This is a genomic window from Roseococcus sp. YIM B11640 (assembly GCF_049727625.1).
Lineage (GTDB): Bacteria > Pseudomonadota > Alphaproteobacteria > Acetobacterales > Acetobacteraceae > Roseococcus.
In genome coordinates this window covers 126,129-141,372 of sequence record NZ_JBBJOZ010000006.1, presented here as the reverse complement: position 1 = coordinate 141,372, position 15,244 = coordinate 126,129, and the positions used below count along the sequence as shown (strand labels likewise).

Sequence of the window (15,244 nt, the reverse complement as noted above, 5' to 3'; positions counted from 1 at the left end):
CTCGTTGTAGATACACATACACCATCACCCGCGTCCCACCAGTTCGCGTGTCACATGACCGTCATTCCCATAGGTGATGGAGCCGGGGGGTTGCGAAATCGCGGGATGGACAGGGCGGCTCAGAAGGTGTGGCGCAACCTGATGGTGCCGGCGATGGAGGAGAGGCTGGGCGAGAGCTCGCTGTCCAGCCGGGCGCCGAGCATCCAGCCGGGCGCCACCTCCGCTTCGCCACCCAGGGCCAGGACGGCGCTGTCGCGGTCGAGCTGCGCGCCCTGCGCCGCGAAGCCCGTCCCCGGGAAGGCCAGGAAGGCCATGGTCGAGCTCTGCTCGCGCATCAGGTAGTGTGCCCAGGCGGCGCGCAGGAAGCCCCGGGCGAGGCGGCCACTCATCCGGCCGATGGCTTCGACCTGCACGCCCAGTTCCGTCCGCACATTGCTGTTCGTCGAGCCATTCACGCGAAGGCCCATGGCCGAGCCGCGCTCGGTGAAGCCGTCGGTGTCCACGACCTGCGCCTGCAGACCCAGCAGCGGCTGCAGGCGCCACGGCCCGCGCGCGAGGCCGTCATGCCGCCCCTCCATCCGCATGGACCACACCCGCGCCCCGTAATCCGCCCGCGCCTGATCGCCGCCCGCGAAGTAGATCGTCCGCTTGCTGTCCACATCCAGCAGCGACAGCGCAACCGCGCCCGCCAGGGTGAAGCTCCCTGCCCGCGTCTGCCCGTTCACGCCCAGCTGCCCCGTCCAAGACCGCGACGAGCCCATGCCGCCGGAGAGCGAGGCGCTCGTCTCACCCGCCGCCAGGGCCACGCCCACCATGCTCTGCTGGCCGACAGCCATGTCGAAGCCCATCGCGAAGCCCGCCCCGCGCGCCGAGCGCGTAGACGAACCGGCGCTGCCGTCGCCCGAAAGGCGCGAATAGGCCCCCGTCGCCTGGCCCCAGACGGCGTAGCGTTGCGGGAGCGGGCCGCCCCAATCGTCGCCATCGGCGGATTCGCCCGGTCGGATCCGGCTGCCCAGCAGCGTCTCCCTCCCCTCGCGGAACGGGTCGAGCATGGTCGACATGAATTCCTGCCCCGCCAGCAGGCCCATGCCCGTCGTCGCGGTTGCGACCTCGCCCGTCAGCTGGGACAGCGCCAGGCCGATCTGGTTGGCCGGCAGATTGTAGAGGCCGAAGAAACCCGACAGATCACCGCCGGAGGCACGCATCGCATCCAGCGCGGAGGCGACGTTGGCAGGGTTGTTCGGCAAGCCAGCGAAGACCGGGCCGTCGCCGTTGACGCCCGTGCCGTTGCCGACCCCCAGCAGCGGCGCGGGCGCGAGGGTGAGGTTCACAGCCTGGCTGGTGTAGCTGACCTCCGTCACTATCCCCGCCCCGAAGCTGCCCTGGGTGTTCACCGTCGCGAACTGCCCGCTGCGCCCGCCCTGGGCCGCGATCAGCGTGTACGGCGTGTTGAAGGCATAGTTGCCGCCCAGCGGGACGAGCCGCAGCGTGCCGCCCAGGCTCGCCATGCCGGAGACGTTGATGCGGTCGGCGGCGGCCCCTTGGACTTCCATCGCCGTGATGGAGCCCGGGGCGAGCATCAGGTTGCCCTTGACCGTGGCGGTTCCGATCGAGGCGCCCGGCGCGAAGGTGCCGCCCGCCTGCACGCTTACCGAAGGCAACGTGCCCGTGCCGCCCAGCGTCGCGCCAGTGAGAACCGAGACGCCGGAGGATGAGGCGATGGAGCCGTTCACGAGGAGCGTGCCGCCCGCCACCTCCGTGGGGCCCGTGTAGGTGTGCGTGCCGGGCAGGATGAGGACGCCGGGGCCGAGCTGGCGGAGCAGGCCATTACCGGAAATCGTGCCGCCATAGGTGTAGGCGTCGGAGCGCGCGAAGGCCAATGTCGCGTAGTTCACGATATCGGCGGAAACACTGCCTTTCGTGCCGCCGTCGCCGATCTGCAGGACCGTGGTCGAAAGCTGCCGCCCATATTGCGGCGTCCAAGCCCAAGCAAGCCAGTTCGAATCGTAACCAACCGTCACCGCTCCGGCGGAAAGGGCGATGTCGCCCGTCAAGGTAAGGCGGGTGCGGGAGACGATCCTGGAGTTTGCGTCGACCAGCACCTGCCCCGAACCGCTGATCCGGTTGGCGAAGGACTGGGTGCCCGGATTCTCGAAGCTGATGGTTCCCCCATTCAACACCACGTCGGAAGCGAGCGTTCCGGAACCTCTCTGATGGACCAGGAAGTCGCCGGCGTTTCCGACCGTCAGCACGGCGTTCGGGCCGACGAAAACGCCGCCATCGAACCGATGCGTTCCGAAGAGAAAGAGCCGGCTGTTCCCGCCGATCGTCACGCTTCCTCCAAGCGTGCTCTCGCCGTCCATCGTAATGCCGTCACCGGCATTGGGGCCGACCGACACGGAACCCGCGCCCGTCAGGCTTCCTCGGAAAATTCCGTAGGTGCCACGGTTATAATCGTACTCGCCCAGGAAGCGCAGCGTTCCGTCATTGATCACCGAACCCGAGACGAACGAGGCCGACAGCGTCGCGCCGGACGCGATGCGGATGCTGCCCTGCGCGATGCTGCCGCCTCTCTCCAGAACCAACTCGCCGGATGGGATGATGGTCGCTCCCGAACCCGTGATGTTGGACGAGGAGGAATGGGTGTCGGATCGCTCGAAGATCAGCGTCCCATCATTGACGATTTGCCGACCCGCGAAGCAGCCGTGGGGCCAGCAGATACTCCAATCCGGGAGCGCGCCGGTGGTCCCGCCATTGCCCACACGCAGGGTGCCGGCCGGATCGATCACCGTTACGCCGGAGTATGTGTGCTCCCCCGTGAAGGTGACGTCCGACGAGATACGGACCCCACCCGAGCCGCTGATAACGCCTCCATAGGTGATCGCATCCGAGCGGTTGAAGATCAGCGCGCCAAAATTCGCGATGTCGCCGGTCGCGCTCCCGGTCGTTCCGCCATTGCCGATCCGCAGGACAGCCGGCTGAAGTTGGGTGGCGTAGGGAACCGTCCGCCCCGCCGCCACGTCTCGTGTCGAATAGCCGATCCCGATCCGTTGCGGGACGTTCCCCAGGATCGTGACGTCGGCCGCGCTGCCGGCGACGTAGTTTTCCTCGCCCTGGATATAGATGGTTCCGCTTCCCGCGAGATTGGCGGCATAGGTTCCGCTCGGGAGCATGAGGCTTCTCGCGCCCAGATCGACCACCGAGCTCGCCGCACCGCTGATCGACGCCAAGGGCACCGTGCCACCATGTTGGGACAGATCCAGCGTCGATCCGGCACCGAGCACAATCTGTGCGTTGCCCATCGAGGCGAGATTCCGAAAGGCAAGCGTCGCCCCCGGCGCCACGTTCAGCACGGGCGCGAACGCATCCGCATTCACGATCCCCGCGCCCGTGAAGGCGCCCGCCACATTGTCGAAGGTGAAAGGCCCCGTCGTGCCGGCGAAGTTGAAGCCTCCGAAGCCGCCTCCCAGCGCAACCTGGTCCAGATGCCGGGTCGCCGCCCCGGCGCCGAAGCTCGCCGTGCCGTCCGGCACCGCGCCGCCCACCCAATTCGCGCCGAGTCCGAAATCGCCGCTGACAGAACCCGACCAGGTCGCGTCCAGTGCCCAGGCCGAGGGCGCGAGCATCATCGCCACGCCCGCCAGCAATGCCTGCCGCATCCACGTCCCCCGGAAAGATTCCTATATCTTCATGCTTTTCTAACTATTTCTGCAACAACGAAAGTTAGCGCCGCGCCTGGAAGAACTCCCTGAGCATCGCCCCCGCCTCGCTCTCGCGCACGCCGCCGACGACTTCCGGCACGTGATTGCATTGCGGGTGGGAGAAGACCCGCGCCCCATGTTCCGTCCCGCCCCCCTTCGGGTCGTAGGCGCCGAAGACAACGCGCCCCACGCGGAAGAGACTCGCGGCCTGGGCGCACATCGCACAGGGCTCCAGCGTCACCCAGAGCGTGGCACCGGCCAGATGCTTGTCGCCTGCGGCGACCGCCGCCGCGCGCAGCGCCAGCACCTCCGCATGCGCCGAAGGGTCGCGCCGCGCCTCGACGCGGTTGCCGTCCCGTGACAGCAGGCGGCCATCGGCAGCGGTCACGGCAGCGCCGATCGGCACTTCGCCGCGCAGGCCAGCCGCGCGCGCCTCCTCCAGCGCGATTTCCATGGGAGTCATGCGCCCTGTTCTGGCCGGGCGAACCGCCGAGCGCAAACTTGATCTTGCCCCCGCGCGCCCGCGCCGCTTTACAGCGCAGATGACGAAACGTCCTGTGATCGGGCTCACCCTCGATGCCGAGCCCGCGGGGGGCTGGTCCAAGCTCCCCTGGTATGCCCTGCGGCAGAACTACTTCAGCGCCGTGATCGCGGCCGGCGGCCTGCCCGTCGCCCTGCCGCACGAGCCCGCGCTGGCGGCCGACTACCTGGGCATGATCGACGGCCTGCTCGTCACCGGCGGCGCCTTCGACGTGGACCCCGCCCTCTGGGGCGACGAGAAGCCCCACCCCAAGGTCACGCTCAAGCCCGGCCGCACGGATTTCGAGCTCGCCGTGACACGCCGCGCCCTGGAACGCGACGCGCCCGTGCTGGGCATCTGCGGCGGCCAGCAGCTTCTCGCCGTGGCGCTGGGTGCCACACTCATCCAGCACATCCCCGACGAGCTGCCGAGCGACATCGCGCATGAGCAGCCCAACCCGCGCACCGAGCCGGGCCACGAGGTCGAGATCGCGCCCGGGACGCTCCTCGCCCGCATCACGGGCCGCGCGCGCATGGCGGTGAACTCGGCGCATCACCAGGCCGTGAAGGCGGTCGGCAACGGGCTCCTGGTCAACGCCACCGCGCCCGACGGGCTGATCGAGGGCATCGAGGCGCCCGGCCATCGCTTTGCCCTCGGCGTGCAATGGCACCCGGAATACGCGGTCGATCCTGCCGACCCGCTGATCCTGCGCGCCTTCGTGGAGGCCTGCCGATGAGCGAGGACGAAGACGCCGCCCGCGGTGAGCGTATCGCCAAGTGGCTGGCTCGCGCGGGCGTGGCGAGCCGGCGCGACGCCGAGAAGATCATCGCCGAGGGCCGCGTGAAACTGGGCGGAAAGCCCGTCACGCAGCCCGCCACCTTCGTGCAGCCGCAGGACATCGTGACCGTCGATGGCCAGGTGGTGCACGAGCCGGAGCGCACGCGCCTCTTCCGCTACCACAAGCCGCCCGGCCTCGTGACGACGCATCGCGACCCCGAGGGGCGGCCCACGGTGTTCGAACGCCTGCCCCCCGCCCTGCCGCGTCTCATCTCGGTCGGCCGGCTCGACCTGAACAGCGAGGGGCTGCTGCTGCTCACCAATGACGGCGCTCTCGCGCGGCGGCTGGAGTTGCCGAGCAACGCCTGGGTGCGCCGCTACCGCGTCCGCGTCTTCGGCCATTTCGACACGGCGATGCTGGCGCGCCTCAAGCAGGGCATCACGATCGAGGGCGTGCGCTACGGCTCCATCGAGGCCGGGCTCGACAGCCGCAAGGGCGACAACGCCTGGCTCACCATGGCGCTGCACGAGGGCAAGAACCGCGAGATCCGCCGCGTGCTCGCCTATCTCGGCCTCGAGGTCTCGCGGCTGCTGCGCGTGGCCTACGGCCCCTTCCAGCTCGGCCAGCTCGAGCGCGGCGCCGTGGAGGAGGTGAATCCCAAGGTCCTGCGCGAGCAGCTCGGCCTCGAAGCGCCGGTGCGGAAGCGGGGATGAGGATCATCTCCGGGAAGTGGAAGGGCAAGCGCCTGGCCGCGCCCACGGGCGAGGCCACCCGGCCCACCTCCGACCGCGCGCGCCAGGCCCTGTTCGACATGCTCTGGCACGCGCCCTGGGCCGGGCGCGACCTCGTGGACGGCGCCCATGTCCTGGACGCATTCGCCGGCACCGGCGCGCTGGGGCTGGAAGCCCTGTCCCGCGGCGCGGCCCGCGCAGCCTTCATCGAGCGCGACCGCGCGGCGCTGGCCGCCCTGCGCGCCAATATCGCGAACTGCCCGGGCGCCGAGGCGCAGGTCATCGCGGGCGACGCGATGCATCCGCCACGCCCGCTGCATCCCTCGACGCTGGCCTTCCTCGACCCGCCCTATGGCGCGGGCCTGCTGCAGCCAGCGCTGGAGGCGCTCGACGCCGCCGGCTGGTTCGCCGCCGGCGCGCTGGTTTGCACCGAGCTCGGCGCGCGTGACCCGCTGCCCGAGACTCGCTTCGAGGTCGTCGCCGACCGCAGCCACGGCAAGGCCAGGCTGCTGGTGCTCCGGGGATGATCGGGGCCGGGCGGATCCTGGTCGTGATCCCCTCCCCTTATTTCGGGGGCGCCGAGATGCAGACGCTCCAGGTCGCACGCGGCCTTGCCGCGCAGGGCGCCGAAGTCATGGTCGCCGCCCCGGCGGAAGTCCTGGCGGGCGCCGCCGGCCGGCTCGCGCTTTGCGAAAGCATCGCCTTGCCGCTGCGTCCGCCCGAGGCGCTGGACTTCACGGCCGGCCAGCGTCAGCAACAGGCGGCGCTCGCGCCCTTGCTCCCCGCCTGGCGGCCCCAGGCCGCGCTGGTCTGCTGCCCCCTGCCCACCGAGGGCTTCGGCGCGCTAAGGGCGCTGGGGGAAGCCGGGGTGCCGAGCCTCGCCATGGCCCATCTCGTCCGCGCCGACTGGGTCGTCGGCCCCAGCGAACGGGAAATGCTCCCGTCCCTCACGCCGGGATGGGCTGCCGTCTCCGCCCCGGCCGCGCGCCGGCTGGAGGCGCTGTTCGGGCTGGCGCCGGGGCAGGTCGCCGCCGTCCCCAACGGCCTGCCGCCGCCCAACGCCCGCCCCGCCGACCGCGAGCGCTATGGCCTGCCGGAGGGCCGGCTGCTGTTGCAGGTCGGCCGGCTCGACGAGCGGAAGGGCGCGGACCGCGCGCCGGAGATCGCCCGCCACATCGCCCCGGCGCGCGTCGTGCTGGCGGGCGAAGGCCCACTGGCCCAGGCGCTCCGCGGGAAGCAGGGCGTGGACCTGCTGGGCCATGTCCCCGACATCCCTGCCGTGCTGGCCTGCGCCGATGCCCTGCTCCACATCTCCGAGCATGAGGGCGGCATTCCCCTGGCCGTGCAGGAGGCCGCCTGGGCCGGCGTGCCCATCCTCGCCTCGCGCGAGAGCCTGGAGGCCTGGGACCACCCCGCCCGGCAGGCCTATCTCGTCACCCGCGAGCCCGCCGACATCGGCCGGGTCTTCGCCGAGGCCATGGCCGATCCCGAAGGCCGTGCCGCCCGCGTCGCCGCGGCCCGCGCGGCCGTCGAGGAATGGGACGAGGCCGCCATGATCGCCCGCACGCGCTGGCTGCTCGCCGCCGAGGTCGCGCGATGCCGGCCCTGATCCTTCACCGCCACCCGGCCGCCACCCCCCTCTGGCTGGGCGAGACAGCGCGGCGGCTGGAGCTGCCCATGCCAGGCCTCGTCGCGCTGCATGTCGCGGCTCCCTCGCCCTCTTCGACCCTGATCCTCGAAGGAGCGGGCTGGGCCCTTCGCCAGCCCGCGCGCGAGGCCGGCTGGACCTTGCTGGGCGAGACCGGCGATGGCCCCTTCGCCATCCGCGCGGAGGGGCCGCCGGTCCGGCTCACCTGCGCCCGCGACGCGGCGCCCGCGACACCCGCCTGCCGCCTCTGGCGCCTCACCGCCGCCGATGAGGGAGCTGTCCCCGAGACGCACTGGCACGCCGCCGCCATCCTGGGACCGGGACGCCTCGCCCAGATCGGGGCCGGCCCCGCCCGGCCGCTTCTGCGGCTCGGCGCGGGCGAGGCCGCCTGGATCACGCTGCCGCCCTTCCCGCTGACCGACGAGGCGGAGCCCGTGCTGGCCGTCCTGCGGGGCCACCGGCCGCTCGCGCGCCTCAGCGGCGGCGGCGAGGCGCCGGTCACGCTCAGCCTGCAGGCGCCCACGGCCTGCGAGCTGGTTTGGGAGGGCATTCAGCTCCGGCCGAAGAGCCGCGCGAACTCGGCCTGACCGAATTTGAGGAAGGTCGGCCGGCCATGGCTGCAGGTCGCCGCGCGCGGCGTGCGCTCCATGGCACGCAGCAGCGCATCCATCTCCGCCGTGGTGAGCCGCCGGCCGGCGCGGATGCTGCCATGGCAGGCGAGCCGCGCGATCGCCGCGTCCAGCCGCATGGCGAGCGCAAGCCCCTCGCCATTCTCCTCCAGCTCCTCCGCCATGTCGCGCAGCAGGGGCGCCGGGTCGGGATTGCCGAGCAGCGCGGGCATGGCGCGCACCAGCACGGCGCCGGGCCCGAACCCCTCCAGCTCCAGCCCGAGCTTCGCCAGCTCCGGCGCCGCCTCGGCCAGGCGATGGGCCCGGGGCATCTCCACCACGGCGGGCAGCAGCAGCGCCTGCGTCCGCACGCCGCCCGACTTCACCTCCTCGGCGAGGCGCTCATGCGTCAGGCGCTCATGGGCCGCATGCTGGTCCACGAGGATGAGCGCGCCGTCCGGCGCCTCGGCGAGGATGTAGGTGTCCAGCACCTGCGCCAGCGCGCGGCCGAGGGGGTGGTCCTCCGGCACGGGCGCGGCCACGCTCGGCGCTTCCATCGGGCGCGGCGGCGCGAAGCCGAGCGGCAGCGGCGCCTCCGAGAAGCCGCGCGGCGCCGGCGGCGGCACGGAGAAGCTGAGGCGCGCCGGCCCGGCATATCCCATGCTGGCAGGCGAAGCCTCGCCCACACCCTGGCCGAGCGCCCGCCGCAGCGCGGAGATGACCGCGCCCCGCACGGCATTGCCCTCGCGGAACCGCAGCTCCGTCTTCATGGGGTGCACATTCACGTCCACTTCGCCGGGCGGCAGCTCCAGGAACAGCGCGGCCACCGGGTGGCGCCCCGGCATCATCACCTCGCGATAGGCGACGCGCAGCGCCGCGCGCAGCAGCGGGTCCCGCACCGGGCGGCGGTTCACCACCAGATGCTGCTCGGCCGCCGTGGCGCGGGTGAAGGCGGGGCCGCCCGCCAGCCCCTCGATGGAGAGCGTGCCCACGGCGGCCCGCACCGGCAGCGAGGCAGCGGCGAAGTCGGCGCCCAGCAGGTCGCGGATACGGCCCTCGCGCGAGGCCGGGTCGAGGTTCAGCACGCGGCGGCCATCGAGGCTCGCCTCGAAGCCCACCTCCGGCCAGGCCAGCGCCAAGCGGCGCAGCGCATCCAGCGCGGCATCCGCCTCGGCGCGCGGGGTGCGCAGGAACTTGCGGCGTGCGGGCGTGGCGAAGAAGAGGTCGAGCACCTCCACCCGCGTGCCTGGCGCGCCCGAGGCCGGCTGCACCGCGGATTTGCGCCCACCCTCCACGGCAATGGCATGCGCCTCGCCCCCCGCGATGCGCGAGGTCAGCGTGAGGCGCGCCACCGCGCCGATGGAAGGCAGTGCCTCGCCCCGGAAGCCGAGCGTGCCGATGGCGAAGAGCATCGCCTCCTCCGGCAGCTTGGAGGTGGCGTGGCGCTCGACGGCGAGCTCCAGCTCGGCGGGGGGGATTCCGCAGCCGTCATCCTCGACCAGCACGCGGCCGATCCCGCCATCCTCCAGCGCCACGCGGATGCGCCGGGCGCCGGCGTCGAGCGCGTTCTCCACCAGCTCCTTCACCACGGCGGCCGGGCGCTCGACCACCTCGCCCGCGGCGATGCGGTTCGCGGTGGTGTTGGGGAGAAGCCGGATCGTCACGGCAGGAGCCTAGCGGGATTCCCCACCACGGTCGCGCCCGGCGGCACGTCGCGCGTCACGACGGCGCCCGCGCCGACGATGGCACCCTGGCCCACCGTCACGCCGGGCAGGATGAGCGCGCCGCCCCCGATCCAGACGTCGGCGCCAATATGGATGGGCTTGCCGGATTCCCAGCCCTCGCGCCGCCGCGCGGCATCGCGGGGATGGTCGGCGGCGAGAAGCTGCACGCCGGGTCCGATCTGCGCGCAGTCGCCGATGGTGACCTCCGCCACGTCCAGCACGACGCAGTTGAAGTTCAGGAAAGTCCCGGCGCCGAGGCGAATGTTGAAGCCGTAGTCGCAGTGAAAGGGTGCGCGGATCACCGCGCCCTCGCCTACCTCCGCCAGTCGCTCGGCCAGCGTGGCGGCGCCGGCATTGTAGCGCGCGAGCCAGGCCTTGCAGGCCGCCGCCTCGGCCTGGAGCTCCGGGTCGGCGGCGCGGTAGTCCTCGCCCGCCAGCATCCGCTCGCGCATGCTTCGCATGCGGCTATTCCTGCAGGCGGAGCACTTCGGTCAGCAGCCCGATGGTCGAGGCATCGTGCCCCGGCGCCGGGCGGCGCTGCTCCAGCTCCTTCACCAGCGGCGTCGCCAGCACCTTGCCGAGCTCGACGCCCCACTGGTCGAAAGGATTGATGTTCCAAAGCGTGCCCAGCACGAAGACCTTGTGCTCGTAGAGCGCGATCAACGCGCCCAGCGTCGCGGGGTCCAGCTGCGGCAGCACGATCGTCACGGACGGCCGGTCGCCGGGGAAGATCTTATGCGGCACGAGGCGCGCGATGGTCGCGTCATCGGCGCCGGCGCGGCGCATATCCTCCTCGACCTGCGCCGCGTTGCGGCCGGCGAGCAGCGCCTCGGACTGCGCGAGCCCGTTGGCGAGCAGGATGCGGTGGTTCTCCGCATGGCGATGGTCCGGCCGCGCGATCAGGATGAAATCCACCGGCACCGGCTTCGGCCCCTGATGCACCAGCTGCATGAAGCTGTGCTGCGCCGAGGTCCCGGGCTCGCCGAAGACGATCGGCCCCGTCGCATGCGGGACCGAGGCGCCATGGATGGTCACGCGCTTGCCCAGGCTCTCCATCTCGAGCTGCTGCAGATGCGCCGGCAGCCGCCGCAGCCGCTCGTCATAGGGCAGCACCGCGCGCCGGTTCAGGCCGAGACCGTTCACGTGCCAGAGCTCTGTGAGCGCGAGCAGCACCGGCAGGTTCTGCTCGAGCGGCGCCTCGAGGAAATGGCGATCCATCGCCGCCGCGCCGTCCAGCAATTCGCGGAACCGCTCCCAGCCCAGCGACAGCGCGAGCGAGAGGCCGATCGCCGACCAGAGGGAGAAGCGCCCGCCCACATAGTCGTGGAAGGGGAAGACCCGGTCAGCGGAAATGCCGAAGGCTTCGGTCGCCTCCATGTTCGTCGACAGCGCCACGAAATGCGACGCGGCGCCGAGCTTGCCGACGCTGGCCTCCATCCACGCGCGCACGAGGCGCGCATTGGCCATGGTCTCCTGCGTCGTGAAGGTCTTGGATGCGATGAGCACCAGCGTGCGCCGCGCGTCGAGCTGCGGCAGCACCGCCTCCCACCCATGGCCGTCCACATTGCCGAGGTGGATGGGCCGCATCGGGTCGCCCGCGCGCCACAGCGCGCGCGTCACCATCACGGGGCCGAGATCCGAGCCGCCGATGCCGATGTTCAGCACCGTGTCGAAGCGCTGGTTGGTCGCGCCGCGGATCTCGCCGCGATGCACCGCCTCGGTAAAGACGCGCATGCGCTCCAGCGTGCGCTCCGCATCGGCGGAAGCCTCGGGCACGCCTTCGAGCGACCCGCGCAGCGCCATGTGCAGCGCGGCCCGCCCCTCGGTCGGGTTCACCACGCCGCCCGAGGCCATGAGATCCCGCCGCGCCTCGACGCCCGTCGCTTCCGCGAGATCGAGCAGCGCGGCCTGAACCTTGGGCGAGATGGAGGTCTTGGAGCGGTCCAGCAGCAATCCGCCGCCGCGGTTGGAGAAAGTCGCGAACCGCTGGGGATCCGCGGCGAAGAGCGGACGGATCTCCGTCGCATCGGGACGTGCCGCCAGTTCCTTCAGTCGCGCCCAGGCTGTCTCCAACGTGTCGGCCATTCGCGAATCCATATGGTTCATGCGCTTAGGTTAACGAGGCATGTGCTGGAGCGAAACATCGGACGCCCGCTCACAGGCCCTGCGGCTCGCCGGCCACCGCCAGCACCAGCCCTTCCGGCTTCAGAAGGCGCCCGGCCGCGGCCGCGACGCGGGCGCGGTCCAGCGCGGCCAGCCGCGCGGGGCGCCCCGCCAGCCACTCGGGCGGCCGCCCCGTCTGCCGCAGGTTGAGCAGCAGGTTCGCGGTGCGGCGGCTGTCGGTGAACTGCAGCGGCAGCGAGCCGCCCAGATAGGCGACGGCGTCCACGACCTCGGCCTCCGTCGGGCCATTCGCCGCCATCTCGGCCCAGGCCGCGCGGACGAGGCCCCAGACCTCGCCCACCTTCGCATTCTCCGTCTGCACATTGCCGATGACGATGGCCTTGCCGAAGAGCAGGTCGAGGCCCGCGCCGATGCCGTAGGTGAGCCCCCGCTCCTCGCGCACCGACTTCATGAGCCGGCTCTGGAACCCGCCGCCCGCGAGGATTCGGAGCACGGTCTGGAAGGCCTCCCAGTCCGGATCGGTCGGCAGCAGCCCGTCCTGGCCGAAGACCAGCGTCGATTGCGGCGCCGCCTTCTGGCGCTGCGTCACGCCATAGGCCGCGAGCGGCGGCAGCGGCGGCGTAACCGTGGCCTGGCCCTGCGGCAGCGGGCCGAACAGCTCCGACAGCAGGGCGCGCAGCCCGGCCTCGTCGATGGCGCCGGAGACAGCGACGAGCAGCCCCTCGCGCTGGAGCTGGCCCGCGAGGCAGACGCGGATGCCCGGCTCGTCCGCCGCGGCCAGGCTCTCGGGCGTGGAAAGGCGCCCAGCCGGGAAGCGCGGGAAGCCCGCCTCCCAGAAGGCACGGCGCGCGAGGCCCGCCGGTGTCTCCAGCGACTGGCGGGAGGCCTGCACGGCCCGCGCCCGCACGCGGCCCAGCGCATCGGCATCCAGGCGCGGCCGCGTCATGGCGAGGCGCGTGAGGCGCACGGCCTCCGGCAGCGCATCGGTCAGGGCGCGGAAGGTGCCCTCGAAGCTGTCGCGCCCGCTGCCGAAGCTGAGCTCGATGCCCGCATCGCGCGCGGCGTCGGCGAAGGCCACGTTGTTCAGGTCGCCCGCGCCCTCGCTCAACATGGCGGCGGCGATGCTCGCCACGCCCTCGCGCCCCGGCGGGTCGAGGAAGGCGCCGCCGGGCCAGGCCCAGGCGACGGAGACCACCGGCACGGAGTGATCCTCGACCAGCCAGGCGGAGATACCGTCCTGCTCGACCATCTGGATGGGCACGGAGAATCCGCGCCGCGGCGGGAGGGTGACGCCGAAAAGCGTATCAGTCATGGAAGCAACCTTGCTGCGCCCCGGACATCCGGCCGCGAATAGCGGCCGGCGCCGCCCTGAGGCAGTGCGACGGGCGCGCCAGCGGCGCGGCGAAGCCCAGCGCGCGGAGCGCGCGCCCGGCTGAGGGCACGGAAAAATTCCTCATCCGGGCAGGAGCCAGCCGGCGGTGGCGATCTTCGGCTCGGCCAGCACGAAGCGCGCGGCCTCCTCGATCTGCGCGCGGGTCACATTGGCGATGCGGCTCGGCCAATGCTCGACATAGTCGATGGGCAGGCCGATCGCGAGCGCGCCGCCCAGCATGCGCGGCGCGGCGCCAAGCCCGTCGAGCGCGAGCAGCGAGCCCGCGGTCTCCTGCCGGATGGAGCGCGCGACCTCGGCCTCCGTCACGCCGGATTGCAGCAGCTCCTGGATCGTCGCGGCCACGACCTGCTCGACGCGGTCCGTCTCGTAGCCCGGGCGCGGGGTCACGAAGATCAGGAAGGTGCCGACGCCGTAGCAATCGCCGTCATAGCCGGCGCCCGCATTGGTCGCGATGCCGCTCTCGACCAGCGCCTTGTGCAGCCGTGACCCAGGGCCGCCGCCCAGAATATGCGCCAGGATCTCCAGCGGATCGGAATGCCGGGTCTCGCCCCAGGTGGCCGAGGGGGCGGCGAAGGCGTGCATGAAGAAGCCTTCGCGCACCGCGGCGTCGCGCTGGACGAAGCGCGGCTCGGGCGCGTGGTCGGGCGGGGGCGCGCGGTCGCGGCCCAGCGCGCGGCGCGCGGGCACCGGCGCGTAGAACTCGTCGGCCCAGCGGCGCATGTCGGCCTCTCGCACGTCGCCCGCGACGACCAGCACGCTGTTGGACGGTGCGTAATGCGTGCTGTGGAAATCCAGCAGATCCTGCCGCGAGATGCGGCGGATCTCGTCCGGCCAGCCGATGAGCGGACGGCCGCGCCAGTGCTGCGGCCCCCACATCGCGGCGTCGAAGCCCTCCCGGAAACGGCCGCGCGGCACCGCCTCGGTGCGCGAGCGGCGCTCCTCGAGCACGACGCCGCGCTCGGGCTCCAGCTCGTCGGCCGGGATCGCGACCTCGGCGAGGCGGTCGGATTCCATCCGCATCATGAGCGGCAGGCGGGAGGCCTCGACGATCTGGTAGTAGGCCGTGACGTCGCGGCTGGTGAAGGCGTTGTCCTGCCCGCCCTCGCGCGCCACCACCTGGCTGAAGGCGCCCGAAGGGATGTGCGGGCTGCCCTTGAACATCATGTGCTCGAGGAAATGCGCGGTGCCGGAGATGCCGGACGGATCCTCGCCCGCCCCGGCGGCGGCGAAGAGGTAATGCGCCGCGACCGGCGCGCGCCGGTTCTCCACCAGCACGACGGTCAGCCCATTGGCCAGCTTCCAGGAGACCGCGCCGAAGAGCGGCTGGTCGGTGCGGCGCGCGGGCGCCGTGGTTTGCGCGACCGCCGGGATGGCCGGGATGGCGAGGGTGGCTGCGGCGCCCTTCATGGCGTCGCGGCGGGTGACCTGATTCATGTCCACATCATGGGCCTTGCCGGGCCTGGGCGCCAGATTGGGCATTTACCGGCGCCTCCACCGGCGCGGATTTCCGCCCGCGAAGGCCAGCAGCCGGCCAAGCCGCCCGAACTCCCGCCAGGAAGCCGCCCAGGGGTTTTTCAGCAGCCGCGAAATGCAGTTTCGCACGGTTTCGGACAAAGCCGGGTCCGGCAGGAACCAGGGCGCGGCGGGCAGTGCCTCCGGCAGGCGCAACGAGCGCGCCATCACCAGCTGCGCGACCGTGGCCAGCCCCGAGGCGCGGCGCCAGGCGCGGCAGATGCGCAGGCGAAGCGGCGCGAATTCCGGCCTGGCTGCCGCCTTCAGCAGCGCGTCCAGCACTCCCGCCCGCATCCAGCGCCGAAGCTGCCGGTGCGCCGTGTCCGGCCTGCCCAGATGGCCCGGCAGCTCCCGCCAGGGGCGGCGTGTGACGGCGATATGAAATATGGCGTCCAGCGTGCGGCGCCGGTCGGCCGGCGGGCGCCCCCGATGCGGGATGTGGCGAAGGAGAAGCGCGTACTCGGTATCGGTCAGGGCGGGCGCGTGGGTCATCCCCCCCGTTATA

Annotated in this window: 13 protein-coding genes; 5 read left to right on the top strand and 8 right to left on the bottom strand. The window is 72.1% G+C overall.

Features of this window, described 5'->3' with window-relative positions:
• Positions 1-119: 119 nt before the first annotated feature.
• Together WJM96_RS20760 and WJM96_RS20755 are read right to left on the bottom strand one after the other, a co-directional pair.
• A complete protein-coding gene (locus WJM96_RS20760; RefSeq protein ID WP_424814465.1) occupies positions 120-3,659 on the bottom strand; it encodes an autotransporter outer membrane beta-barrel domain-containing protein in 3,540 nt (1,179 codons plus the stop codon).
• 64 nt (positions 3,660-3,723) lie between these two features.
• Positions 3,724-4,164: a nucleoside deaminase gene (locus WJM96_RS20755; protein WP_424814464.1), complete on the bottom strand. Its 441-nt coding sequence runs from the start codon at positions 4,162-4,164 to the stop codon at positions 3,724-3,726.
• Positions 4,165-4,243: 79 nt separating this feature from the next.
• Between WJM96_RS20755 and WJM96_RS20750 the strand changes: the two genes are divergently transcribed.
• The 5 genes from WJM96_RS20750 to WJM96_RS20730 are packed head-to-tail and all read left to right on the top strand — an operon-like array spanning position 4,244 to position 7,965.
• On the top strand, positions 4,244-4,957 hold the full coding sequence (locus tag WJM96_RS20750; RefSeq protein WP_424814463.1) for a gamma-glutamyl-gamma-aminobutyrate hydrolase family protein: 714 nt from the start codon (positions 4,244-4,246) through the stop codon (positions 4,955-4,957).
• Positions 4,954-5,712 (top strand): pseudouridine synthase, encoded by a 759-nt coding sequence (locus tag WJM96_RS20745; RefSeq protein ID WP_424814462.1) that lies wholly within the window; start codon positions 4,954-4,956, stop codon positions 5,710-5,712. The genes WJM96_RS20750 and WJM96_RS20745 overlap by 4 nt, the downstream gene beginning before the upstream one ends.
• Positions 5,709-6,257, top strand: coding sequence for a 16S rRNA (guanine(966)-N(2))-methyltransferase RsmD (gene rsmD / locus WJM96_RS20740; protein WP_424814461.1), 549 nt, complete (start codon positions 5,709-5,711; stop codon positions 6,255-6,257). Before WJM96_RS20745 ends, rsmD begins: the two co-directional genes overlap by 4 nt.
• A gap of 23 nt (positions 6,258-6,280) precedes the next feature.
• Entirely contained in the window at positions 6,281-7,339 is a 1,059-nt protein-coding gene (locus tag WJM96_RS20735; protein ID WP_424814460.1) for a glycosyltransferase family 4 protein, read from the top strand.
• Positions 7,327-7,965, top strand: coding sequence for a hypothetical protein (locus WJM96_RS20730; protein WP_424814459.1), 639 nt, complete (start codon positions 7,327-7,329; stop codon positions 7,963-7,965). Before WJM96_RS20735 ends, WJM96_RS20730 begins: the two co-directional genes overlap by 13 nt.
• Here WJM96_RS20730 and mutL read toward each other — a convergent pair.
• The 6 genes from mutL to WJM96_RS20700 form a co-directional block, all read right to left on the bottom strand.
• Complete coding sequence (gene mutL / locus WJM96_RS20725) at positions 7,929-9,650, bottom strand: DNA mismatch repair endonuclease MutL (RefSeq protein WP_424814458.1); 1,722 nt, start codon at positions 9,648-9,650, stop codon at positions 7,929-7,931. The genes WJM96_RS20730 and mutL overlap by 37 nt on opposite strands.
• A complete protein-coding gene (locus WJM96_RS20720) occupies positions 9,647-10,171 on the bottom strand; it encodes a sugar O-acetyltransferase (RefSeq protein WP_424814457.1) in 525 nt (174 codons plus the stop codon). Before WJM96_RS20720 ends, mutL begins: the two co-directional genes overlap by 4 nt.
• Before the next feature lie 4 nt (positions 10,172-10,175).
• Positions 10,176-11,795, bottom strand: coding sequence for a glucose-6-phosphate isomerase (gene pgi / locus WJM96_RS20715; protein ID WP_424814456.1), 1,620 nt, complete (start codon positions 11,793-11,795; stop codon positions 10,176-10,178).
• 70 nt (positions 11,796-11,865) lie between these two features.
• The gene (locus WJM96_RS20710; RefSeq protein WP_424814455.1) at positions 11,866-13,146 is read right to left on the bottom strand and encodes a M16 family metallopeptidase; all 1,281 of its coding nucleotides are present in this window, start codon (positions 13,144-13,146) and stop codon (positions 11,866-11,868) included.
• 141 nt (positions 13,147-13,287) lie between these two features.
• Entirely contained in the window at positions 13,288-14,661 is a 1,374-nt protein-coding gene (locus tag WJM96_RS20705; protein WP_424814454.1) for a M16 family metallopeptidase, read from the bottom strand.
• A gap of 45 nt (positions 14,662-14,706) precedes the next feature.
• A complete protein-coding gene (locus WJM96_RS20700; protein WP_424814453.1) occupies positions 14,707-15,231 on the bottom strand; it encodes a transposase in 525 nt (174 codons plus the stop codon).
• Positions 15,232-15,244: the final 13 nt, after the last annotated feature.